Origin of the sequence: Salipiger abyssi (assembly GCF_001975705.1) — a bacterium.
GTDB classification, from domain to species: Bacteria; Pseudomonadota; Alphaproteobacteria; order Rhodobacterales; family Rhodobacteraceae; genus Salipiger; species Salipiger abyssi.
Map to the genome: position 1 here is coordinate 1,831,693 of NZ_CP015093.1, position 22,965 is coordinate 1,854,657.

Sequence of the window (22,965 nt, forward strand, 5' to 3'; positions counted from 1 at the left end):
GCCATGGTGCGGGGCGGCGACACATATTCCAGCGTCATCGGCTGGCTGAAGATCCTGCTGCCGGTCGCGGCGCTGATGCTGCTGTCGACGCTCTTTCTGCTGCCTCGGCAGAGCGATCAGGGCGCGGAACTGCCCTATGCGGGCGGCACAGAGGCGGGCGATGCGACCCGCGAACAGATCGTCGCGCCGCGCTATGCCGGCACCACCCCCAAGGGCGACCGGCTGACGCTGACCGCCGACAGCGCCGAGCCGATCAACGGCTCGCTGGCCCGGGTGCGGGCGCACCGGCTGGATGCGCAGCTCGACATGACCGACGGCAGCCGCATCACGCTCAGTGCCAATGAGGCGCTGGTCGATGACGAGGACAAATCCGCCGATCTGGAAGGCAGCGTTCATATCGTCAGCTCCACCGGCTACGTGATCGACACCGAGCGCATGCTCACCGCGCTCGACCGGGTCGATGCGGAGACCCTGACACCGGTCAGCGGCAGCGGACCGGCGGGGCAGTTCACCGCCGGCAAGATGACGATCACGGCGGAAGGGAGCGGCGGCGATGTGCAACTGCTTTTCACCGGTGGCGTAAACCTGATATACGACCCCCAGGACGAATGAAGGCTTCCGCATGTTCCGTATTCTGACCATCGCCGCCGCGCTGCTTGCCCTCTCCGGGCCGGTGCTGGCCCAGGGAACCCAGGTCGCCTTCGGCGGCATGACGCAGGATACCAGCGCCCCGGTCGAGGTCAGTGCCGATCAGCTCCAGATCAACCAGTCGGACGGAACGGCGCTCTATACCGGCAATGTGGTGATCGGGCAGGGCGAGATGCGGCTCGCCGCGCCGCGCGTGCTGGTGATCTATACCGAGGGGCAGGGCCGGATCGACCGGATGGAGGCCTCGGGCGGCGTGACCCTGGTCAGCGGCGAGGAAGCCGCCGAGTCCGACCGGGCGGATTACAGCATCGACACCGGGGTGATCGTCATGACCGGCAATGTGCTGTTGACCCAGGGCGCCAATGCGCTGACCTCGGAACGGATGGTGGTGAATCTGGAAGACGGCACCGCACAGATGACGGGGCGGGTGCGCACCGTGATCGACCAGGGCTCCGACGCCCCGCAGCAGTAGGTGTAAGAGTACCGATATGGCCCGCCCCGAACTGACCGTGACCGAAGGCGACAGCGGCCTTCGCGTCCGCCATCTGCGTAAGAGCTACCGCAAGCGCGTGGTGATCCGTGACGTGACGCTGGATCTCGACCGGGGCGAGGTGGTGGCGCTGCTGGGGCCGAACGGCTCGGGCAAGACCACGACCTTTTACGCGGTGGCCGGGCTGGTGAATCCGGAGGGCGGGCAGGTGCTGATCGACGGGCGCGACGCGACCTGGCTGCCGATGTATCGCCGCGCCCGGCTGGGCATCGGCTATCTGCCGCAGGAAATGTCGATCTTTCGCGGTCTCTCTGTCGAGGACAATATCGCGGCCGTGCTCGACGTGGCCGAGACCGACCGCCACCGCCGCCGCGAGCGGCTGGAGGAGCTCCTGGGCGAGTTCTCCATCGAACATCTGCGCCGCGCCCCCGCGCTGGCGCTTTCGGGCGGCGAGCGGCGCCGGGTCGAGATCGCCCGCTGCCTCGCCGCCAATCCGAAGTACCTGCTGCTCGACGAGCCCTTCGCCGGGGTCGATCCGATCAGCGTCGGCGATATCCGCCATCTGGTGGCGGATCTCAAGAAACGCGGCATCGGCGTGCTGATCACCGATCACAACGTGCGCGAGACGCTGGAGATCGTCGATCGTGCCTATATCCTGCATGACGGCAAGGTGCTGATGTCCGGCACCCCCGCCGAGGTGGTGCAGAACGAGAATGTCCGCCGGGTCTACCTGGGAGAGAACTTCAGGATCGGATAAAGCGGATTGTTCATACTATGTTGCGAGTTTCCGTCGCCGTTTGCGACAGATCATTGACAAAAAGGGCGAGTCTCACCTCAAATATAACCATGACGCAGCGCATTCCTGCATGCCCGTTTCGAAACGCCCCCGAGGAGAGGGAGGGATGGGCGTTACGTGCAGTTGCCTTGCGTCTCCCCTGATCCGCCACCACATCGAACCTGCCAGAAAGGCGGGAAGGTCGCGGGTCCAACGAAGAGAAGGAATGAAAATGCGCTATCAGATCACGGGAAAGCAGATCGACATCGGCGAAGCGCTCCAGACTCACGTGAAAAACGAGCTGGGAGAGGTCTTGGAGAAATATGCCTTCAGACCGACGGACGCGACCGTTACCTTTTCCAAGAGCGCACATGAGTATATCTGCGAGGTCACGGTGCATCTGTCCACTGGCCTGACCTCTTCGGCCAAGGGCAAGGCAACCGAGATCTATGCCTCGTTCGACGGCTGCGCCGAGAAGATCGACAAGCAGCTGCGCCGCTACAAGCGCCGCCTGAAAGATCACCACAAGGAGCGCGCAGAGCCCGTTGAACTCTTCGGGGTGTCCTCGTATATCCTCGCCGGCGAAGCCGACTCGCACGAAGACGAGCCGGAATCGCTGCAACCGATTATCGTCGCAGAGATGGAAACCCAAATCCCGTCGCTGACGGTGGGTGAAGCCGTGATGCAGATGGAACTTGCCGGCGCACCCGTGCTGGTATTCCGCAACGAGAAAAAGGATGGCGTGAACGTCGTGTATCGCCGCGACGACGGCAACATCGGCTGGATCGATCCGTAAGAGATCGGCGCGAGCTGCGGCCACGAACGCCTCAGAGCAGACAGTGAAAGGCGGTCTATGACCTTTCTGGAACTTCTGAAGCCGCAGGCGGTCAAGGCCGTCGCGGCCGCAAGCAGCAAGAAGCGGCTGATGCATGACATCGCCGAGCTGGCCGAGAGCGCCTATGGCCTCCCGGCCCCTTCGGTGGTCGAAGCACTGATGGAGCGCGAAAGCCTCGGGCCCACCGGTGTGGGCCATGGCGTCGCCCTGCCGCATGCCCGGATCTCGGGCATCGACGCGGTGCATGGCGTGTTCATCCTGCTGGAAAAGCCGGTGGAGTTCGAATCCGTCGACCGCCAGCCGGTGGATGTGGTGCTGGCGCTCTTCGCGCCCGAGGATGCCGGTGTCGAACACCTCAAGGCGCTGGCGCTGGTGTCGCGCACGCTGCGCGACGCGGGGCTCTGCAATAAGCTGCGGGCCAACCCCGATCCGGCGACGCTTCACACGATCCTGACCGAGGACCGGTCGTCTCAGGCCGCCTGACCCGGGCACATATGACACAAAACGAAAGAGCGGGCCGCTGGCCCGCTCTTTGCGTTAAAGGACGCAGTGCCGGGCGGAGAGCCGTTCAGGGCAGTCCGATAGCTCCCGGAGAAATCCTCGGGAGCTGATTTCGATGGATGTCGGCTATACGGGACCTTCTTTCCCTTCGCAGCACCAGCAGTATGCGACGCGTGCAGTGACGGCTGCGCAGGAAGCGGACATGGCACCGTGCAGTTCATTCCCTGAGAGCTGATTTACAGAGGGGGCGCAGCGATCAGAACCTTCGAGCCTTTCAGTCCGGCTGCTTCGTCCTCGCCCTCGAATGGGAGCGACGTCGGCCAAAACGGCTTTTTAGGCCGGGTTCTTGGGTTCTAATTTTGGCTGGTAGCGGGTAGCCGAAGCTCCCAGAATGAGACGGAAATCAGCGCGAAGCTCAGAAAATGCGAATGAAATTCGAAAAGAAATTGCGCTACCACAAGGAGCAAGAGAGTGAATGATAGCCTTGCCGTCGTAGATGCGAACTTCCAAATGGCACAAAGTGGAACTGGAACGGGCTACCTCAATATAGAAGACACAAGGTCCTTGTTAGATTTCACTGCCGGTAAAGGTCGCACTTTCCACACTGTCGAGGCGTTCTTGATCCACGAGGACGGAGGAATGCAGCTCGACCTAGACTACTCGTTGCTGGGGCTCGAAAGTGAAGGTGAAATGTTGAGCGAAGATATCACGGCGCTGTACTACCAAAAGCTCGCCGCCGCTGAAGCGCTGCCGGTAGAGTATCTTTTCAAGATTTGGATTTGACAAGGGCAAAGGACCGCTTCGGGTTGGGGGCCGGACGAATGCAGTCGCAGCGTAGACGCGGCCCAGCGAGGGTACCAAGGGCTCGAAGAGATTAATACCGCTCCGACCCACTGCGGGTCACGCTTGCACCATCGACTGCAAAGAGCGGGCCGTTGGACCGGCTCTTTTTCATATGGTCCTGCCCGGACAGAGCCCGCTATAGCCAGTCGCCGAAACCGAACATGAGGTAGTCGCGCTGATAAGCCTCGCGTGCGGCGCTTTCCAGCCGGTCGTCATAGATCTGCGCCAGCGAATAGGGCGCGCGGATCGGCACATGCACCGGATCGGGCGGTGCCCCATGCCCGACCTGCATCGCCAGCGCGGGAAGATAGCTCGCCATCTCGTCCTCGCGCACGATCATGTCGGGCAGGGTGAGCTCGCCCATGCCATGGATCACATGCGCCTGGCTCGCCCAGTGCCCGTCGATGCGCACCGCCGTCTGGCCGGAGAGATTGGCCTTGAGAAAGACCAGAAAGGCGGTGAAGGCCTCGCGATGCGCCTCCAGCGTGTAGTCGCTGCCGGGCTCCTGCTCGGGGATCGGCAGGTTATGGGCGCGGCGCAGCGTCTTGCGGATGCCGTTATAGCTGCCCTTGCCGGTGGTCAGGATCTTGTTGCAGAACGCGTCATGCGCCCGGGCCAGCGGGTGGCGCAGCACGGTAAAGCTGCGGTGGCCCGGGCGCTCGCGCTTCCACTGGCGCAGGCTCTTCTGGCTGAAGTTGCGCAGCAGCGCCTTGTCCTCCACCTCGTCCAGCGCTTGCAGCCAGTTTTGCACCGCCTCTTCCGGGCCGGATTTGATCGGCATGTAGATCAGCGGCGTTTTCGCCGCCGCCACATAGCCCGGCACCGCCGGCCCGCGACGCGGTTCGAAATTCGGGGTGCGGGTCAGGTTGAACCGGTCGAGCCGCGCCAGTGCGGTCTCCATCTCGGCGAAATTCTCCACCTTGTCGGAGATCGGCTCGGGGTTCTGCCGTTTCAGCGCGGTGTTGAGGCTGTCGAGCTGTGACTGCGCGCCCAGCCACTTCGCCAGCCCGTTCATCACCTCGACGTTCTGGAGGTCTTCGTAGGCAACGTAAAAGGCGGTCTGGCCGGAGACCTGAAGCGCGTTCATCAGGGTCACCTGAAAGGCCTGAAGCGCGTCGAGATGCGCCTCGAATTCCTGCGCGTCGAACCGGGCCTTGCCGTCCTTGCGCTTCTTAACGTTGGTCAGCTTCCACTGCCCGGTGGCCTGCGCGATTTTCCAGCTGACATAGCTGTCCACCGGGTTGCGGGTGAGCACGATCTTGGCGCAGCGCTCATCCGCCAGGATCTTTGGCAGGATGCGCGGATCGTGGTCGTGAAAGAAGCGGAATCCGCCGATGCCGCCGGGGGTCGCCTCGCGGATCTGGGTCAGCAGCCGCTCCGGATCGCGGTCGCGTTCGGCCTGCGAGATGCCCAGCACGTCCTCGGCATTCGGGTAGCCGATGAAATGCGGGTTGAACACCTCGCCGAGGCAGCTCAGCCCGTCGAAGGCGTTGAGATTGGCCTCCAGGAAATTGGAGCCCGTGCGCATCTCGGCAAAGACGACGAAGTAATCGAAGCGGTCGGACATGCGGGGCCTTATTTCTTCACCAGATAGGGTTTCCGGCGTCTCTGCGACGCATGGCGCGGCGCCGGATCGACGGGGAAATCGCCCATCAGATAGGGGTGCATCCCCTGGTTCTTGAGATTTTGCAGAAACTGCCCGAACCCGGCAAGATTCTCCAGCACCGGCGCCTCGGCGAGCCGGCGGGGCGCCTTCTGGCCGATCTCGTCGATCACCACCTGAAGCGGCTCCATCGGCGCCTCGATGAATTCGGCCATGGTCCAGATCCGGATGCGCGCCTTGCAATCGGGCGCGCGGAGCTGGTCGAGCATCTTGTTCTCGATCTTTTGCAACTGCGCCGCCTCGGCGCGCAGATCGGCGAAATTGGCGTTGGACTTGAACAGCGGCACCGCCCAGGCGCCCGAGATCACGCTGATCTGCGCATTCGGATCGCGGGCGATGTGCCAGCTGATCTTGATATTGTCGCGCGGCCCGTACTGGAAGCACTGCCGTTCGCCTCGGGTGTTCCACAGCAGGTTGGTGAGAAATGCCTTGGGGTTGGCGTCGCGCAGGCTGGCGTTGTCGGAGAGCGCACCGTTGATCACCGTTTGACCGCCGGCGAATTCCGCCCGCTCCGGCGCATAGAGATGGCCGTGCACCTGTGCCCCGGTCGAGCGTGCCAGCCAGCTTTCGAAATCCTTGAAAAGCTCGGAGAACCCCTGAAAGACAGAGTATTTCCCCGCCGTCACGCCGTTTTCCCAGCCATAATTGGGATAGCGCGACTGCATGTAGAGCCCGGCGCGCCCGCGCGTCCGCCTGTCGACCGCCTTGGCAAAGATGCGGTCGATCTTGCCGGGGTTCGGCTCCTGCCGGTTCTGGGCGCTTTCGGCGTGGTTGAGAAACGCGTCATAAAGCCGTTCCGCTTGCGGCCAGATCTTGCGCGCGACGAAACAGTCCGACCGGCGCAGCAATTGCAGGTGGTCGTCGTAGAAGATGTGCGGCTTGCCCTGGAAATCGAATTTCGACAGCGTCAGCGAGCGGCTTTCGATATTGGTGGAATAGAGCCGCGCCAGCGTCTGGAAATAGCTCTCGTCAGGGATCCAGACCCGGCGGAAATAGCGGTCGAACCTGCGCCGCTCGGGGTCTTGCAGGATCGCCGAGAGGGTCTGCCGGGTCAGGCACCACCACTGGCTGCCCATATGCGGCACGATTCCCTTTGGCACCGGGCGGCGAAACCCGACGCGGCGCTGCAAATCGACGAACTTGTCGAACAGATAGCGGTTCTTGCGCCATGAGAACGGGAAGAACATCGTGAAGCGCTCGTGGTCGAGCCCGCCCACCGTCCAGGGCACATCGGCGGTGGTGGCGCTTTCGATGAAGTCGGTGCGGGGCCGTTCGGCGAGATAGTCGATCAGCTCCTCGACCGGGCGCAAAGGCAGGCAGGCGCCCGAGGTCAGATAGACATGCCGCACATCGGGGAACCGCTCCAGCAGCAGCTCGGAGGCGTCCTGGCTCGCCGCGACCAGCCCCCATGTGCCCCATTCGCAGCGATGCCGGCGCGAGAACAGCACCTCCGGCAGGTCCGACAGCGCGGTGGTGAAATCGTCATAGACACGCTTGGACACCATCTTGTCGACATGGATCACCACGGGGCAGCCGGCCTTGACCCAGTGCCGCGCCACCTGTTCGGCTCGGCTCAGCGCGGTATGGACCAGCATCACGATGCCGACGCTCATGCCCAGTTCCCCTTGGACATGAGACCCAGAATTTCGAGCTGCCGCCAGTTGATGTATTTCTCTGACCATTTGCACCAGAGATCGGGGTTGTCCTTGATCCCGGCGTGATAGGCCAGATATTCGGTCGAGCCGGCATAGTGCTGTTTGCGCTCCAGCTCCTCCTCGGCCTTCCTGCCGAACGTGTCGAGAAACTTGGTGTGCAGCAGCAACCCGCTGGCCTTTTCGCCCCCCCATTCGTCATAGACGAGGTTGAGCCCGCGCGGCAGCAGCATATGGGTTGAGCTGACATAGGTATAACGTCGGTCCCATTTCACCAGAGGGATCTTGTTCAGCGCCGGCGCGCGTTCGGGGCGGTCGGGAAAGAACATGCGCGCGCGCGGCCCGCCCTGGATCCAGAGATTGCCGAAGCGATTGTTGCGACGGATCGTGTAGTTGCCCGCGTCGAACCACGAGGCGATCTCCAGCGGGTTCTGCCCGGCCTGATAGGGCTGCGCGTCGATCCGGCCCTTGGGATACATGTCGAGCAGCATCGCCGAAAAGCTCTTGATCGAGGAGGCGTCGAGCCAGTCGGTCAGCGCCCGCAGCGGGCGGGTGTCGCAGAACGGAAACAGAAAGAACTCATCCGGATCGACGGTCAGCGCCCAGTGGCCATGGCCGTATTTGCGCAGCAGGTAATTGATCCAGTCCATGCCGAAGCGCGAGCGCTTGTAGCTGCCGCGGCTCGACCAGACCGAGACGTCCGGCTGCCGCGCAAGGTAATCGACCGAGCCGTCGGTGCTGTCATTGTCGACAAAGAAGAAGTGGTTCACCCCCATCTCCCGGTAATAGTCCAGGAAATAGGGCAGGCGGATGCCCTCGTTGCGCTGGGTGCAGAAGACCAGCAGATCGGAGGCGCGGATGCGGTCGGTGCGGTTCGACACAGGCATGAGCTCGCGCCCCTTGCGCAGGGCGCGGATGCGCCAGCGCTTGCGCTGAAGCCTCAGCCGGTATGACTGCCATGCACCCACTATGCACCCTCGCGCGGGCCGGTTTTTCCGGCCCCGTTGTACCGCCCGGCTATCAGATCAGGGTTAACACGGTCTTGAAATGCGCCTCCCAGCCCGGCGGCTGCCAGGCCGTGCTGCGGCGCGTTTCACTGTCCGGGTCTGCCCGCCGATCCTCGGCCATCCTTGTTATATTCTGCGCCCAAAGATAACGGTCTGAAACGCTTGCGTAAACGGGAATATCCCCGAGCACCTCGCGCAGCACCGGCAAATCTCCGGCAAGCACCGGCACCCCCAGCGCCGCCGCCTCCATCGGTGGCAGGCCATAACCCTCGGCATGGCTGGGAAAGAGCAGCCCGGCGCTCTCCGCCAGCAGCGCCGCGATCTGCCCGTCCTCGAGCCCCGGCAACTCATGCACGCGCGGAATGCCCCGGTCGAGCCGCGCGAACACGTCGTCATTGTTCCAGCCGCGCGCCCCGCAGATCAGCAGATGCGGCTCCGCCCCTTCATCTTTCTGCAAATACTCAAAAAACGGCCCCGCGCGCTCCGTCGCCGCTTCCTCCGGCAGAGGCGCTCCCCCCTCCCAGAGATCGAGCAGCAGCGCATGGTTCTTGCGCGGCTCGATGGTGCCCAGCACGACGAAATAGCGCTGCCCCGTCCAGGGCCCCTGCGGCGCCTCGCCCGGCCGCGGCACGTCGATGCCCAGATGCGCGACCACACTCCCGGGCCGCAGCCCGAGCGGGTCCAGATGCCGCCGCATGTCGCGCTCGGTCTGCGCGGAATTGCAGATCACCAGATCGGCAAAGCGCCCCATGCGCAGCAGAAAGCCATGAAAGCGCTCGGTGATGCCCGGCCCCTGATAGTCCGGATAATCCAGCGGGATCGTATCGTGCAGCAGCACCGCGATGCGCAGGCCCGGCACCGAGCGCAGCGCGCTCAGCACCCGGTCGGTCAGGTTGGTATGGCCGATATTGAGGTAGTGCATGCCCGCCGGCAGATGCGCGCGGAGCATGCGGCGCAGACCCCGTGGCAGGCAGCGCGCCAGCGCCACGCGGCGCAGCGCGGTCTCGGCCCCGGCGCGCCCCGGCGCCAGCCGGCGCAGCCGCGACAGGCGGTCGGGGGCGGGCCAGTCATGGCCGTCGATCCGCCGTTTCAGATCGGCGCAGCCGGCGCGGTCGAGCAGCAGATAGCCCAGCGACGAGCGCACCAGTCCGAAAAGCGGGCCGGGCTCTCTCAGCAGCCGGTCGAGATAGGCATATTCGACCCGGTCGATCCCGGTGAAGGGCCGCCCCGCTCGGGAAACCAGCCGGGTTAGGTCCAGCAGTCGCGGATCAGCCGTCGTAATGCCCATTCAGATGCCAGTTCCAGGCGTCGCCGATCATCTGCGCCATGGTCGAGCGCTTCGGCTCCCAGCCCAGCTCCGCCTCCGCCCGGGTCGAGCCCGAGACCAGCTTGGTCGCGTCGCCGGCGCGGCGCGGGCCCTCGGAATGCGGCACCTCGCGATTGGTCACCGCGCGGGAGGCGTCGATCACCTCGCGCACGGAAAACCCCTTGCCGGTGCCGAGGTTAAAGACCCGGCTGCCCTTGCCGGCCTCCAGCCATTTCAGGCCGAGCACATGGGCATCGACCAGATCCATGACATGCACGTAATCGCGGATGCAGGTGCCGTCCGGCGTGTCGTAATCGGTGCCGTTGATGGTCAGCGCCGGGCGCTTGCCGTCGATGGCCTCCAGCATGACCGGGATCAGATGGGTCTCGGGTCGGTGATATTCGCCGACCTCGCCCGCCTCATCGGCGCCCGCCACGTTGAAATAGCGAAAGATCACATGGCGCAGCCCATAGGCGGCCTCGAAATCGCGCAGGATGTTCTCCACCGCGCGCTTGGAGGCGCCATAGGCGTTCAGCGGCTCCTGCGGGGTGTTTTCGTCGAGCACCACATTGTCGTGCTCGCCATAGGTGGCGCAGGTCGAGGAGAAGACGAAGTTCAGACAGCCCGCGGCTGCGGCGGCCTCGATCAGCGTCAGCGAGCCCTCGACATTGTTGCGCCAGTAGCGCCCGGGCTCCGACATCGCCTCGCCGACCTGGCTGAGCGCTGCGAAATGCATCACGGCCACGGGCTGGTATTTGGCGAATACCGCGTCGAGCCGGGTACGGTCGGACAGCGCGCCCTCCTCGAACGGGCCGAACTTGACGGCGTCTTTCCAGCCGGTCACCAGATTGTCGTAGGTCACGGGCGTATAGCCCGCGATCTTAAGCGCCTTGCAGGCATGCGAGCCGATATAGCCCGCGCCTCCGGTCACCAGCACATATGTCACGGGTGTTACTCCGCAGCTTCGCGTGCGGAGACGACCTCGCGCAGATAGGCCTCCAGATCGTCGCGCAGATCCTCACGGTCGAGGCCGAAGGCAACAGTGGCCTGAAGGAAGCCCGCCTTGGAGCCGCAATCGTAGCGCTGCCCGTTGAAGCGGTAGCCATAAACGCCCTCGCCATCGATTTCCTCGGCGATGGCGTCGGTCAGCTGGATTTCGCCGCCGGCCCCGGACTTCATGGCGTTGAGATTGTCGAAAATCTTCGGCGACAGGATATAGCGCCCGATCACCGCGAGATTGGACGGTGCCTCTCCGGCTTTCGGTTTTTCGACCATGCCCTTGACCGAAACCATGGAGCCCATGTCTTCCCGCACATCGAGGATGCCGTAGGCCGAGGCCTTGTCGGCGGGCACTTCCATTGCCGCGACCATGTTGCCGCCGGTTTCCTCATAGGCTTCGACCATCTGCTGAAGGCAGGGCTTGTCGGCAGCGATCACGTCGTCGGGCAGCATCACCGCAAAGGGCTCGTTGCCGATCAGGCGCCGCGCGCACCAGACCGCATGGCCGAGGCCCAGGGCCTTGTGCTGACGGATATAGGCGATCTCGCCGGAGTCCATATTGGTGGACTTGAGAATTTCGAGAAGCTTGTCCTTGCCCTTTTTCTTCAGCTCCTGCTCGAGCTGCGGGGCGTGGTCGAAATAGTCCTCAAGCGCGCTTTTGCCGCGCGAGGTGACGAAGATGAATTCCTTGATACCGGCGGCGCGCGCCTCGTCGATCGCGTATTGAACGAGCGGGCGGTCCACCAGCGTCATGATTTCCTTGGGAACGGATTTCGTGGCCGGAAGGAACCGGGTGCCAAGCCCGGCGACCGGAAAGATGGCCTTGGTTACTTTATTACGCATTATAGTCTGCTCCTGAAATTCGCATGTCGACCGGGCGCCAGCGTCGGGCGATTTATTAACATGTTAGTGCTGCCGAGAAAACAGCGCAAATCCGACGGGAGCGGGGATCGGCGGAACTATGTCAAGCCTCCGGTGGCCGGAAGTCGATGCCGCGAAATTCGGCGATCCGCCGGATTTCCTCGCGCAATCTGGACCCGAAAAACCATGGCTTTACGGCCTGTCCTCGACGCTCGCTGCGGCCCCAAAGACCGCCGATCTGTTCCCAGTACCCATCAGGATGGAATCGCAACCTGTGATAGAGTGCCGTGTGGGAAAACCGGAAGACGCTTACGATCTCGCCCTCTGCTACGCGGCGTACCGCCTCTGCTCGCATGCTTGCGCGATTCCATACCCTCCCCGAGAGGACCGCGCGCCGGGCACCGGGGCGCCCGGGGAAAGGCAGGAACGCAGTGTCCGGTCCGGCAAGCGCTAAAAGCTCGCCGGACTGCCGGCTGAGCCCGTCGCGCCGGCCCTTGTCAAGTCCGCGCAGGAGCCGCGACACATCGTCGGGCGCGAGCGGCCCACGGCGCATATAGCCAAGCAGGCGGCGGCGCTGTTCCGCGCGAAAAGCCTTCCAGGCCGCGTCGCGCACATCTTCGGGGCAATGCTTGGCAAGAAATAGAGCCATCGAGGCGCCAATCTCTGTCAGGTCTCTCGGCGTGCGGTCGGCGGCGCGGCGGTCGCTTTCGGCATAGCCATGATGTACCTGCGCCAGCGGCACGATCGCGGCGGCATGACCGGCCTTTGCGCGGCGCAGGTCGAGGTCGGTCTCGTCGAGGAAAAAGCGGAAGGCCGGATCGAAGCCACCCATTTCGGCGAGCGCCGAGCGGCGATGGGCCATGTTTGTGCCCTGCAACTTTAGGGCGATTTCCGCCTCCGGTTTCAGAATGCGCGCCACCATGCTGTCCAGCTGGATTTCACGCTCCTCGCCGCAGCCGGTCACGCTGCGTGCGCGCCACTGATAATCGATGCCGTTGCGCCCGCGCACATAGCCCCCCGCCGCCATCACCTCCGGGTTGGCGAAGGGCGCCGCCAGATGGGTTAGCCAGGTCGGTTCGGGCACCGCGTCGTCGTCGATGAAGGCCACGATCTCGCCCGCCGCCTGCGTGATGCCGAGGTTGCGCGCGGCCGAGATATTGGGCTCGTCAAAGGCCAGGATCTTGAGCCGCGCCGCCTCCGGGTGCGCGGCGGCGGCTGCCGCGCCTTGCGGGCAGGCCACCACGATCACCTCGAAGCTCGGATAGTCGAGCTGGGCCACGCCGCGCAGGCACAGGGCCAGCGCATCCGGGCGGCCCCGGCTCACGATCACCACGCTGACCGGCGGCGCGGTCATGGCGGATTCAGCCTTCCTTCAGATCCACATCCGGGGAATAGGCGATGAAGAACGGGTTGGCGAACTCCGCCTTGCCATAGGCGAGCGGCGTGTGATCGTCGAAGCGCACCACGCGCCCGCCGGCGCCGTTCAGCACCGCATGACCGGCGGCGGTGTCCCATTCCATCGTGCGGCCCAGACGCGGGTAGAGGTCAGCCTCGCCGGTCGCCACGAGGCAGAACTTCAGCGACGAGCCGGCGCTCTTGGAATCCTTGACCGCGTATTTGTTGATGTAATCGTCGGTCGCCTGATCGCGGTGCGATTTCGACGCCACCACAAGCAGCGCCTCATTGTCCGGTTTCGACACCGACAGCGGCGTCAGCTCGCCCGGGGTCTCCTTGTCGAAGGGGCCGGTTTCTTCCACCGAATTGCCCATGGAGTCGGTGTAGAACATCCGCCCCTTGGCCGGCGCATAGACCACGCCGCGCACCGGCACACCCTCTTCGACCAGCGCGATATTCACGGTGAAATCGCCGCGCCGCTTGACGAATTCCTTGGTGCCGTCGAGCGGATCGACGATGAGAAAGGTCATCACGTCCTGGGTGTGGCTTTCGGCCTGTTCCTCGGTGACCAGCGGCGTGTCGGGGAACGCCTCGCGCAGACCGGCCGAAATCAATGCGTCCGCCGCCTCGTCGGCCTCGGTCACCGGGCTCTGGTCGGATTTCGATTTCACCTCGAAATCGTCGCTGTTGTAGATCTCCATGATCTTGTCGCCCGCTTCGAGCGCGAGCCGCCGCATAACCTGAACCAATGTCTCGTAATTCAAAGCCGGTCTCCCCTTACCGCGAGGCGCGGATTTATTGATTTGAAAGTCTCCTCCCCTTATGCTTCGCAACGTCAAGATGGGCAAGAAGACCCGTCCTCAAGCACGCGTATCGGAGCAGTTCCGCCATGTTTCAGACCACAAAGCCGCGTTCACGGCTGGGTTCCGCGCTCTACATCGCCGAACTGATCTATCACAATTCGGTCCGCGCGGTGCGCAAGAGCCATGGCAATGCCTTCATGGCGCTGTTCATGAACATGCTTCAGACCATCATTTTCGTGCTGGCCTTCTACTTCATGTTCCAGATCCTCGGCATGCGCAGCACGGCGCTCCGCGGCGATTTCATGATCTACATCATGACCGGGGTCTTCCTCTACATGACCCATTCCAAGACGCTGGGCGCGGTGGTCGGGTCGGAGGGGCCGGCCAGCCCGATGATGCAGCACGCGCCGATGAACACCGCCATCGCCATCGCCTCGGCGATGCTCAGCACGCTCTACATCCAGATCCTGTCGCTGGTGGTCATCCTCTTCGTCTATGACGTGGCCTTCAATCCCTTCGTCATGCAGGAGATTTACGATCCCATCGGCTGTATCGCGATGATCCTGCTGTCGTGGTTCTCGGGGGCCGCGATCGGCATGGTGTTTCTGGCGGCCAAGCCGTGGTTTCCGACGCCGGTGTCGATCATTACCACTGTCTACCAGCGGGCCAATATGATCGCCTCGGGCAAGATGTTCGTGGCCAATTCGCTGCCCAGCTACATGCTGGTGATGTTCGACTGGAACCCGCTCTTTCACACCATTGACCAGTCGCGTGGCCATGCCTTCGTCGACTACTACCCGCGCAATTCGAGCTGGGAATACCCGCTCTACCTGTCGCTGGTGCTGATCATGATCGGGCTCATGGGCGAATTCTACACCCGCAAGCACGCCTCTGCCTCGTGGGGCGCGCGGCGCTAGGTCGGGTATTCCGCGCTAGGGAATTCTGCCCCGCCCGGTTAGGCTCTGTATCAAAGGATGCCGTTCTGGGGAGGTTGGGATGTCGCGCGCTGTTTTCGTTCTTATCCTGTGGCTTTGCGCCGGCGGGCCGCTCGCCGCGCAGGAGCTGCCTGCGCTCTACGATGTGACCGGTGTCGCGGCGGACGATCAGCTCAATATCCGCGCCGCGCCCGAGGCCTCCGCCCCGGTGATCGGCGCGCTGGCGCCCGGCCAGACCCATGTGGAGGTCACCGCGATCAACGAGGCCGGAACATGGGGCCGGGTTGTTCTGGGCGAGCAGGCGGGCTGGGCCTCGCTCGCCTATCTCACCGCGCAGCCGGGCAGTGCCATGCCCGACGCGGGCGAGGTGACCTGTTTCGGCACCGAACCGTTCTGGAGCTATCACGTCACCGCCGGCGACACCGCGACCTGGTCGGCCATCGACGACGAGGTTGCGACTCTCAAGTCCGGGCCGTTCCGCCGGGCGGATGCGCGCGTCGAGCCGTTCATATCCGTGGCCGGCGGGCCGGGGCAGCAGGCGGTTCTGGTGATGCAGAAAGATCCGCAATGTTCCGACGGCATGTCGGACGCGCTTTACGGGCTCTCGGCGGTGCTGGTGCTGAGCGGTCGGCTGGAGCGGGCGGTGTCGGGATGCTGTTCGCTGGCGCCGCGATAGCGCGGGCTTACTCGGCGATGAAGCGGCGCAGGACGCGCGCCTCCTGCTCCTTCATCAGCGTCTCGGCCACCTCCATATGGGCGCGCATGATCGCGCGGGCGCGTGAAGCGTCGCCCTTGCGCAGCGCATCCACCAGCTCGATCTGATAGCTGCGCCCCTTCTGCCAGAGCGGGCGGTTATGCGGCTCGTAGAGCCTGCGCCACACGGTCAGCTCGGTCAGGATCTGTGCCATGAACTCCACCACGAAAGCAAGCAGCGGGTTGTCGGCGTAAGAGGCCAGCAGCGCGTGGAATTTCAGCGAAGAGACATGCTGCCTGCGCTCTTCCTCGGTGTCGCGGGCGGGCAGGGGGTATTCCGAGATCACCGCCTCCAGCGCGGCGAGCTGCTCGGCGTCGAGCCGCCCGGCAAGCTCGGCGGCGACCTCCGGTTCTAGCAGTTTGCGCATCTGGTAGATGTCGGAGATCGACAGGTCGCGGAAATAGAAGTAATTCGCCAGCAGTGCACGGGCCCGTTCACCGGTGACCTCGCCGACAAAGCTGCCGCCGCCGGGGCCGGTGCGGGTCTCGACCAGACCCTGGGCCTCGAGAATGCGCATCGCCTCGCGCACGGTGCCCTTGGAGCGACCGTAACGCGCCATCAGCTCCGCCTCGCCGGGCAGCCTGTCGCCGGCGCGCAGCTCGTGCTCCACGACCCATTCCTTGATCGTGTCGGCCAGCTGCACCGGGCGCGACCGGCGCGGGGCGGGTTTCTCTGGGCGTTTGCTCACGCGGCCTCTCCTGTCTCCGGCGCGTTGGGGGCGGTCATAGCGCGGCGCGGCGGGTCGATGCCAGCCCGTTGTGAGCGCTGACACAGAAAGAGTCGGGGGCCAAAACGAACTCCGCCGCGCAGGGCGCGGCGGAGAGATGCGTTGCAGTGCCCACGGGGCATGTCAGTCGGCGGTGAGAAGCGGCGGCTTCTTCGACGACAGGCGCAGCTTGTCGGGGCCCTCGATCGACAGCGACAGCTTGCCGTCCTTGACCCCCACCTTGACCACGCCGCCCTTGGCGAGCTTGCCGAAGAGCAGCTCCTCGGCGAGCGGTTTCTTCAGGTTCTCCTGGATCACGCGGCCCAGCGGGCGCGCGCCCATCTTGTCGTCGTAGCCCTTTTCGCCGAGCCATTCGGCGGCGGGCTTGGTCAGCTCGATGGTCACGTTACGATCCATGAGCTGCGCTTCGAGTTGCAGCACGAACTTCTCGACGACCGAGAGGATGACCGATTTCGGCAGCGGCTGGAAGCTGATCACCGCGTCCAGACGGTTGCGGAATTCCGGCGTGAAGGTGCGCTCGATGGCGGCGGTGTCCTCGCCCTCGCGGCGGTCGCGACCGAAGCCGATGGCCGCCTTGGCCTGCTCGGTGGCGCCGGCGTTCGAGGTCATGATCAGGATCACGTTGCGGAAATCCACCGTGCGCCCGTTATGGTCGGTCAGCGTGCCGTGGTCCATCACCTGGAGCAGGATGTTGTAGACATCCGGGTGCGCCTTTTCGATCTCGTCGAGCAGCAGCACGCAATGCGGGTGCTGGTCGACGCCATCGGTGAGCTGGCCGCCCTGGTCGAAGCCGACATAGCCCGGAGGCGCGCCGATCAGGCGCGAGACCGCGTGTTTCTCCATGTATTCCGACATGTCGAAGCGCAGCAGTTCCACCCCCAGCGTGCTGGCGAGCTGCTTGGCCACCTCGGTCTTGCCGACGCCGGTCGGGCCGGCGAAGAGGTAGTTGCCGATGGGTTTTTCGGGCTCGCGCAGACCGGCCCGGGCCAGCTTGATCGCCGCCGACAGCGCCTCGATGGCCGGATCCTGGCCGAAGACCACGCGCTTGAGCGTGTTTTCGAGATCGCGCAGCACCTCGGCATCGTCCTTGGAGACGTTTTTCGGGGGAATGCGGGCGATCTTGGCCACGACATTCTCGATCTCCTTGGCGCCGATGGTCTTGCGCCGCTTGCTCTCGGCCACGAGATGCTGCGCCGCGCCGGCCTCGTCGATCACGTCGATCGCCTTGTCGGGCAGCTTGCGGTCATTGATGTAGCGCGCCGACAGCTCGACCGCCGACTTGATCGCATCCGCGGTGTATTTGACGCTGTGATGCTCCTCGAAATAGGGCTTGAGGCCCTTGAGGATCTTCACCGTGTCATCGACCGAGGGCTCGTTCACGTCGATCTTCTGGAACCGGCGGCTGAGCGCGCGGTCCTTCTCGAAATGCTGGCGGAATTCCTTGTAGGTGGTGGAGCCCATGGTGCGCAGCTTGCCGCCCTGAAGCGCGGGCTTCAGCAGGTTGGAGGCATCCATCGCGCCGCCGGAAGTGGCGCCGGCGCCGATCACCGTGTGGATCTCGTCGATGAAGAGCACCGCGTCGGGATGTTCCTCGAGCTCGGTCACCACGGCCTTGAGCCGCTCCTCGAAATCGCCGCGATAGCGCGTGCCGGCGAGCAGCGCGCCCATGTCGAGCGAATAGATCGTGGTGTTCGACAGCACCTCGGGCGTGTCGCCATTGACGATCTTGCGCGCCAGCCCCTCGGCGATGGCGGTCTTGCCTACGCCGGGATCGCCCACCAGAAGCGGGTTGTTCTTGCGGCGGCGGCAAAGCACCTGAATCGCGCGCTCGACCTCGTGTTCGCGGCCGATCAGCGGATCGACATCGCCCTTGCGCGACTTGGCGTTGAGATCGACGCAGTATTTGCCGAGCGCCGATTCCTTGTTGTCGGCGGGCGCCTCGGCCTGCTGGGTCTTGGCCTCTTCCTCGGCCTCCTGCGCGCCCTGCACGGGGCGCGCCTCGCCATAGGCGGGATTCTTGGCGACGCCATGGGCGATGAAATTCACCGCGTCATAGCGGGTCATGTCCTGCTCTTGCAGGAAATAGGCCGCGTTCGATTCGCGCTCGGCAAAGATCGCGACCAGCACGTTGGCGCCGGTCACCTCGGTGCGGCCCGAGGACTGCACATGGATGGCGGCGCGCTGGATGACGCGCTGGAAGGCGGCGGTCGGCACCGCCTCCGATCCTTCGATGTCGGTCACGAGGTTCGAGAGATCCTCGTCGATGAATTCCACCAGCGTTGTGCGCAGCTCCTCGGTATCCACGGAGCAGGCTTTCATCACGCGGGCGGCATCGGGCTCGTCGATGAGGGCGAGCAGCAGGTGTTCGAGGGTTGCGAATTCGTGACTGCGCGAGTTCGCAAGAGCCAAGGCTGCGTGGATGGCCTGTTCCAGGGTGTTCGAGAAAGACGGCACGGCGGCGCTCCTCTTGTCTGTGGTCGGGCGGGTATGCCCAACTTTGCCTCTTACGGTTAAAGTTTGGTCGATACCGACCGCGCTTCAAGAAATTTCTGAGCCTTGGGCGCTCACATTTACGGTGATGAGTGCAACGTGGCGTGAAAAGCGGCGGCTCAGAACCTGTCCTTACGGCCCCGGATCTCGGCAAAGACCTGGGCCTGAGACGCGTCCGGCATGCCCAGAAGATCGCGGATTTCCGGGGAGTCGGGGCGCAGGAAAGGGTTGGTGGCCAGTTCCTCGGACAGCATACAGGCGGCGGTGGGGTGCCCCTCTGTCCGGGCTTTGGCAATGGCGTCTGACCTCAATTTAAGCGCTTCGTTGCCCGGTTCAATGGTCATCGCGAAGCGGGCGTTCGCGGTGGTGTATTCGTGGCCGGTATACACCATGGTCTCGGGCGGCAGCGCGGCGAGGCGCGACAGGCTCTGCCACATCATCTCGGGCGTGCCTTCGAAGACGCGCCCGCATCCCAGCGCCACCAGGCTGTCGGCGGTGAAGACCGCGCTCGCCTCGGGGAAATAAAACGCGACATGGCCAAGCGTATGGCCGGGAACGTCGATGACCTCGACCGATGTGCCGGCGAGCGTCAGGGAATCGCCCCCCGCGACGGCGGTGTCGAGCGGCGGCAGCTTGGCCTCTTCGGCCCTGGGGCCGATCACGGTGCAGCCGTATCTCTCGCGCAGCTCGGCGACGCCGCCGACATGGTCGTGGTGGTGATGGGTGATGAGCAGCGTCTCCAGCCCCCAGCCGCGCGCCTCCAGCGCCTCGATGATGGGGCCGGCCTCGGGCGCGTCGATCAGGCAGACGCCTGCGGGCGCCTTCACCAGATAGGCGTAATTGTCGCTGAGACAGGGAACGGTGACGATCTCCATGGTCTTTCCTTATAGGCTTTGCCAGACTGGCCCCAGCTTGGCGGATCGGGAGAGGCCCCGCAATGCACCTTGATGTGCAGACCCTGCGAGATTTCTACTATCGCAGCGCGCTGGGGCGCGCGGCGCAGCGGGTGGTGCGCGATCAGGTGCAGGCCTACTGGCCGCATGCCAAGGGTCAGACCGTGGCGGGATACGGCTTTGCGGTGCCGCTGCTGCGGCCCTATCTGCCGGATGCGCGCCGGGTCGTGGGGCTGATGCCGGCGCCGCAGGGCGTGCTGTCCTGGCCCGCCGGTCAGCCGAATGTCTCGGTCCTGTGCGAGGAGACGCTCTGGCCGCTGGAGACCGGCCATGTGGACCGGCTGGTGATCATGCACGGGCTGGAGACCTCGGAGCGGCCCTCCGAGCTGCTGGAGGAATGTTACCGGGTGCTGGGGCCGGGGGGCGAGATGCTGATCGTGGTGCCGAACCGCTCCGGGCTCTGGGCGCGCTCCGACGCCACGCCCTTCGGCTACGGGCGGCCCTATTCGCTGAGCCAGCTCGACGCGCAGCTCAAGATCCACGATTTCGTCCGGCAGGCGCATGTCTCGGTGCTCTATCAGCCGCCGTCGAGCCGGCGCTTCTGGATGCGCACCGGCCCCGCCTGGGAGCGGATCGGCCGGGCGATCCCGGCAGTGGTGGCTGGCGGTGTGCTGATCGTGCGGGTCGCCAAGCGCTACCCGCCGAAGCGCACGGGGCTGGGCGACAAGGTGCGCGTGCCGAACCCGCTCGACGTGCTCACCCCCTCGCCCAAGAAAGAGCCCAAGGCGGTGTGACCGGGCGCATCCGGGCCTCTGCTCAGAATCGCATCACTCCGACGTGACTCGCCGCGACTTGACGTCATGGGTGATTGCGCAAACACTTCGGTTCTCCTGACGCCGGCCGCTCATACTTTAGGCGGTAACAGGTGCCGGGCCCGCTCCGCCGGAGAGCGGCAAAACGGACGTTTGCGCTATCTCTTATTGCCGCAGTCGGCAGCCTCCAAGTGTCGCGCCTGTTTGCATAAATCCGGGGAAAACCGAATATTTCCAGTGGTATGCCCCTGGTGGTCCGACGGGCCTGGCATACGGGGTTGGAAAAAGGCGGGTTACAGGACGTCTGAAAACACCCTAAGCATGTTGCGAGGGCGTGGAGCCTCTGCTACATCCGCGCTGATTTCGACGCCTTGAGGCAATTCAGGGTTGGGACAACGCCTCCGGACGCCGGGCCTCCCCGTGCGTCGCGGGGGCCTCATATCGGAAGGGTGGACGTGTCAGAACCAGCTTCGATCTCCAGCGGCATCGCGGCACGCTATGCCACGGCGGTCTTCGACATCGCCAAAGAGAACAAGAAACTCGAAAAGCTTGAAAACAACGTTAACGATCTGGCGCTGGCGCTCGATGACAGTGCCGATCTGCGCGCCCTCGTCACCTCGCCGATCTATTCCCGCCAGGCCATGCAGGATGCCATCGTCGCTGTCGCGAAGAAGATGGGCCTCATCCCGGCGCTGAAGAACGCCCTGGGCCTCATGGCGCAGAACCGCCGCCTCTTCGTGCTGCCGCAGCTCGTCGTTCAGCTGCGCGAGATGATTGCCGAGGAAAAGGGCGAAGTGACCGCCGAAGTCACCTCCGCCACCGCGCTGAGCGACACGCAGTCCGCCAAGCTGGCAGAGACGCTCAAGGCCAGCGTCGGCAAGGATGTGAAGATCAAAACGACCGTAGATGAAACGCTCATCGGCGGTCTCGTAGTCAAGGTGGGCTCGAAGATGATCGACACCTCGATCCGCTCGAAGCTCAATTCCCTCCAGAATGCAATGAAAGAGGTCGGATAAATGGGTATCCAAGCAGCCGAGATTTCTGCGATCCTAAAGGAGCAGATCCAAAACTTCGGTAAGGAGGCCGAAGTCGCCGAGGTGGGCCGTGTGCTCTCCGTCGGTGACGGGATCGCCCGCGTTCACGGCCTCGATTCGGTCAAGGCCGGTGAAATGGTCGAATTCCCGGGCGGCATCATGGGGATGGCGCTCAACCTGGAAAGCGACAATGTCGGCGTCGTGATCTTCGGCTCCGACCGCGACATCAAGGAAGGCGATGTCGTCAAGCGCACCAACTCCATCGTGGACGTGCCCGCCGGCCCCGAGCTGCTTGGCCGCGTTGTCGACGGTCTTGGCAACCCGCTGGATGGTAAAGGCCCGATCAAGGCCACCGAGCGCCGCGTCGCAGACGTGAAGGCGCCGGGCATCATCCCGCGTAAGTCGGTGCACGAGCCCATGGCGACCGGCCTCAAGGCCGTCGACGCCATGATCCCGATCGGCCGTGGCCAGCGGGAGCTGATCATCGGCGACCGTCAGACCGGCAAGACCGCGATCGCGCTCGACTCGATCCTGAACCAGAAATCCTACAACGACGCTGCCGGCGACGACGAGAGCAAGAAGCTCTACTGCGTCTATGTCGCCATCGGCCAGAAGCGCTCCACCGTGGCGCAGCTGGTGAAGCGTCTGGAAGCCACCGGCGCCATCGACTACTCGATCGTCGTGGCCGCCACCGCCTCCGACCCGGCCCCCATGCAGTTCCTGGCGCCCTACGCCGCGACCGCAATGGCCGAGTATTTCCGCGACAACGGCAAGCACGCGCTCATCATCTACGATGACCTGTCGAAACAGGCCGTGGCCTATCGCCAGATGTCGCTGCTGCTGCGCCGTCCGCCGGGGCGTGAAGCTTACCCGGGCGACGTGTTCTACCTGCACTCGCGCCTTCTGGAACGTTCGGCAAAGCTCAACGAAGATCACGGCGCAGGCTCGCTGACCGCGCTGCCGATCATCGAAACCCAGGGCGGCGACGTGTCGGCGTTTATCCCGACCAACGTGATCTCGATCACCGACGGCCAGATCTTCCTGGAAACCGAACTGTTCTTCCAGGGCATCCGTCCCGCCGTGAACACCGGTCTGTCGGTGTCGCGCGTCGGCTCCTCGGCCCAGACCAAGGCGATGTCCTCGGTGGCTGGCCCGGTGAAACTGTCGCTTGCGCAGTATCGCGAGATGGCGGCCTTCGCCCAGTTCGGCTCCGACCTCGACGCCGCAACCCAGCGTCTGCTGAACCGTGGTGCACGCCTGACCGAGCTGATGAAGCAGCCGCAGTATTCGCCGCTGACCAACGCGGAAATCGTCTGCATCATCTTCGCCGGCACCAACGGCTACCTGGACGAGATCCCGGTGCGCGAAGTCGGCAAGTTCGAGACGGCGCTGCTCGCCTTCCTGCGCGGCCAGCGCAAGGATATCCTCGACTGGATCGAGAGCGAGGATCCGAAGATTAAGGGTGAACCTGCGGACAAGCTGAAGGCAGCGCTGGACGAATTCGCCAAGACCTACGCCTGAGCGCCCTGAAAGGACAGGATC

Annotated in this window: 22 protein-coding genes; 11 read left to right on the forward strand and 11 right to left on the reverse strand. The window is 64.3% G+C overall.

The window, feature by feature from the left end; translation table 11 throughout:
- Positions 1-3: 3 nt before the first annotated feature.
- The 6 genes from lptC to Ga0080574_RS12395 all read left to right on the forward strand — a co-directional run bounded on the left by lptC (position 4) and on the right by Ga0080574_RS12395 (position 4,032).
- Positions 4-612, forward strand: coding sequence for an LPS export ABC transporter periplasmic protein LptC (lptC, locus tag Ga0080574_RS12370; RefSeq protein WP_076699484.1), 609 nt, complete (start codon positions 4-6; stop codon positions 610-612).
- Between the two features lie 10 nt (positions 613-622).
- Positions 623-1,120 carry an LptA/OstA family protein gene (locus Ga0080574_RS12375; RefSeq protein ID WP_076699485.1) on the forward strand — a complete coding sequence of 166 codons (498 nt, stop codon included), beginning with the start codon at positions 623-625 and terminating at the stop codon, positions 1,118-1,120.
- 16 nt (positions 1,121-1,136) lie between these two features.
- Positions 1,137-1,895, forward strand: coding sequence for an LPS export ABC transporter ATP-binding protein (gene lptB, locus Ga0080574_RS12380; protein ID WP_076699488.1), 759 nt, complete (start codon positions 1,137-1,139; stop codon positions 1,893-1,895).
- Between the two features lie 250 nt (positions 1,896-2,145).
- Complete coding sequence (hpf, locus tag Ga0080574_RS12385) at positions 2,146-2,709, forward strand: ribosome hibernation-promoting factor, HPF/YfiA family (RefSeq protein ID WP_076699491.1); 564 nt, start codon at positions 2,146-2,148, stop codon at positions 2,707-2,709.
- Positions 2,710-2,766: 57 nt separating this feature from the next.
- Positions 2,767-3,231 carry a PTS sugar transporter subunit IIA gene (locus Ga0080574_RS12390; RefSeq protein ID WP_076699493.1) on the forward strand — a complete coding sequence of 155 codons (465 nt, stop codon included), beginning with the start codon at positions 2,767-2,769 and terminating at the stop codon, positions 3,229-3,231.
- A 489-nt stretch (positions 3,232-3,720) separates the two neighbouring features.
- A complete protein-coding gene (locus Ga0080574_RS12395; RefSeq protein WP_076699495.1) occupies positions 3,721-4,032 on the forward strand; it encodes a hypothetical protein in 312 nt (103 codons plus the stop codon).
- A 196-nt stretch (positions 4,033-4,228) separates the two neighbouring features.
- Here Ga0080574_RS12395 and Ga0080574_RS12400 read toward each other — a convergent pair whose 3' ends face one another.
- From Ga0080574_RS12400 to cysQ, 8 genes are all read right to left on the reverse strand, one after another.
- Entirely contained in the window at positions 4,229-5,659 is a 1,431-nt protein-coding gene (locus Ga0080574_RS12400; protein WP_076699496.1) for a nodulation protein NodH, read from the reverse strand.
- A gap of 8 nt (positions 5,660-5,667) precedes the next feature.
- The gene (locus Ga0080574_RS12405) at positions 5,668-7,368 is read right to left on the reverse strand and encodes a DUF5927 domain-containing protein (RefSeq protein ID WP_076699497.1); all 1,701 of its coding nucleotides are present in this window, start codon (positions 7,366-7,368) and stop codon (positions 5,668-5,670) included.
- A complete protein-coding gene (locus Ga0080574_RS12410; protein WP_076699504.1) occupies positions 7,365-8,375 on the reverse strand; it encodes a glycosyltransferase family 2 protein in 1,011 nt (336 codons plus the stop codon). The genes Ga0080574_RS12405 and Ga0080574_RS12410 overlap by 4 nt, the downstream gene beginning before the upstream one ends.
- Positions 8,376-8,427: 52 nt before the next feature.
- Complete coding sequence (locus Ga0080574_RS12415; RefSeq protein WP_076699505.1) at positions 8,428-9,702, reverse strand: glycosyltransferase family 4 protein; 1,275 nt, start codon at positions 9,700-9,702, stop codon at positions 8,428-8,430.
- Positions 9,683-10,666, reverse strand: coding sequence for a UDP-glucose 4-epimerase GalE (gene galE, locus Ga0080574_RS12420; protein ID WP_076699508.1), 984 nt, complete (start codon positions 10,664-10,666; stop codon positions 9,683-9,685). The genes Ga0080574_RS12415 and galE overlap by 20 nt, the downstream gene beginning before the upstream one ends.
- A gap of 5 nt (positions 10,667-10,671) precedes the next feature.
- Positions 10,672-11,562, reverse strand: coding sequence for a UTP--glucose-1-phosphate uridylyltransferase GalU (galU, locus tag Ga0080574_RS12425; RefSeq protein ID WP_076699509.1), 891 nt, complete (start codon positions 11,560-11,562; stop codon positions 10,672-10,674).
- 121 nt (positions 11,563-11,683) lie between these two features.
- Positions 11,684-12,934: a glycosyltransferase family 2 protein gene (locus tag Ga0080574_RS12430; RefSeq protein ID WP_076699511.1), complete on the reverse strand. Its 1,251-nt coding sequence runs from the start codon at positions 12,932-12,934 to the stop codon at positions 11,684-11,686.
- 7 nt (positions 12,935-12,941) lie between these two features.
- Complete coding sequence (cysQ, locus tag Ga0080574_RS12435; protein ID WP_076699514.1) at positions 12,942-13,739, reverse strand: 3'(2'),5'-bisphosphate nucleotidase CysQ; 798 nt, start codon at positions 13,737-13,739, stop codon at positions 12,942-12,944.
- A gap of 125 nt (positions 13,740-13,864) precedes the next feature.
- On the opposite strand from cysQ, the gene Ga0080574_RS12440 reads away from it, so the two are divergent.
- Positions 13,865-14,695, forward strand: a complete 831-nt coding sequence (locus Ga0080574_RS12440) for an ABC transporter permease (protein ID WP_076699517.1) — start codon at positions 13,865-13,867, stop codon at positions 14,693-14,695.
- Between the two features lie 79 nt (positions 14,696-14,774).
- Complete coding sequence (locus Ga0080574_RS12445) at positions 14,775-15,389, forward strand: COG3650 family protein (RefSeq protein ID WP_076699518.1); 615 nt, start codon at positions 14,775-14,777, stop codon at positions 15,387-15,389.
- A gap of 7 nt (positions 15,390-15,396) precedes the next feature.
- On the opposite strand, the gene Ga0080574_RS12450 is transcribed toward Ga0080574_RS12445, so the two are convergent.
- The 3 genes from Ga0080574_RS12450 to gloB all read right to left on the reverse strand — a co-directional run bounded on the left by Ga0080574_RS12450 (position 15,397) and on the right by gloB (position 19,559).
- A complete protein-coding gene (locus tag Ga0080574_RS12450; protein WP_237219372.1) occupies positions 15,397-16,155 on the reverse strand; it encodes a FadR/GntR family transcriptional regulator in 759 nt (252 codons plus the stop codon).
- 162 nt (positions 16,156-16,317) lie between these two features.
- Positions 16,318-18,648 carry an ATP-dependent Clp protease ATP-binding subunit ClpA gene (clpA, locus tag Ga0080574_RS12455; protein WP_076699521.1) on the reverse strand — a complete coding sequence of 777 codons (2,331 nt, stop codon included), beginning with the start codon at positions 18,646-18,648 and terminating at the stop codon, positions 16,318-16,320.
- A gap of 155 nt (positions 18,649-18,803) precedes the next feature.
- Positions 18,804-19,559, reverse strand: a complete 756-nt coding sequence (gene gloB, locus Ga0080574_RS12460; RefSeq protein WP_076699523.1) for a hydroxyacylglutathione hydrolase — start codon at positions 19,557-19,559, stop codon at positions 18,804-18,806.
- 62 nt (positions 19,560-19,621) lie between these two features.
- Between gloB and Ga0080574_RS12465 the strand changes: the two genes are divergently transcribed.
- The 3 genes from Ga0080574_RS12465 to atpA all read left to right on the forward strand — a co-directional run bounded on the left by Ga0080574_RS12465 (position 19,622) and on the right by atpA (position 22,944).
- Positions 19,622-20,371 carry a class I SAM-dependent methyltransferase gene (locus Ga0080574_RS12465; protein ID WP_076699524.1) on the forward strand — a complete coding sequence of 250 codons (750 nt, stop codon included), beginning with the start codon at positions 19,622-19,624 and terminating at the stop codon, positions 20,369-20,371.
- A 467-nt stretch (positions 20,372-20,838) separates the two neighbouring features.
- Entirely contained in the window at positions 20,839-21,405 is a 567-nt protein-coding gene (locus tag Ga0080574_RS12470) for a F0F1 ATP synthase subunit delta (RefSeq protein ID WP_076699534.1), read from the forward strand.
- Positions 21,406-22,944 carry a F0F1 ATP synthase subunit alpha gene (gene atpA, locus Ga0080574_RS12475; protein ID WP_076699537.1) on the forward strand — a complete coding sequence of 513 codons (1,539 nt, stop codon included), beginning with the start codon at positions 21,406-21,408 and terminating at the stop codon, positions 22,942-22,944.
- The last annotated feature ends 21 nt before the right edge of the window (positions 22,945-22,965 follow it).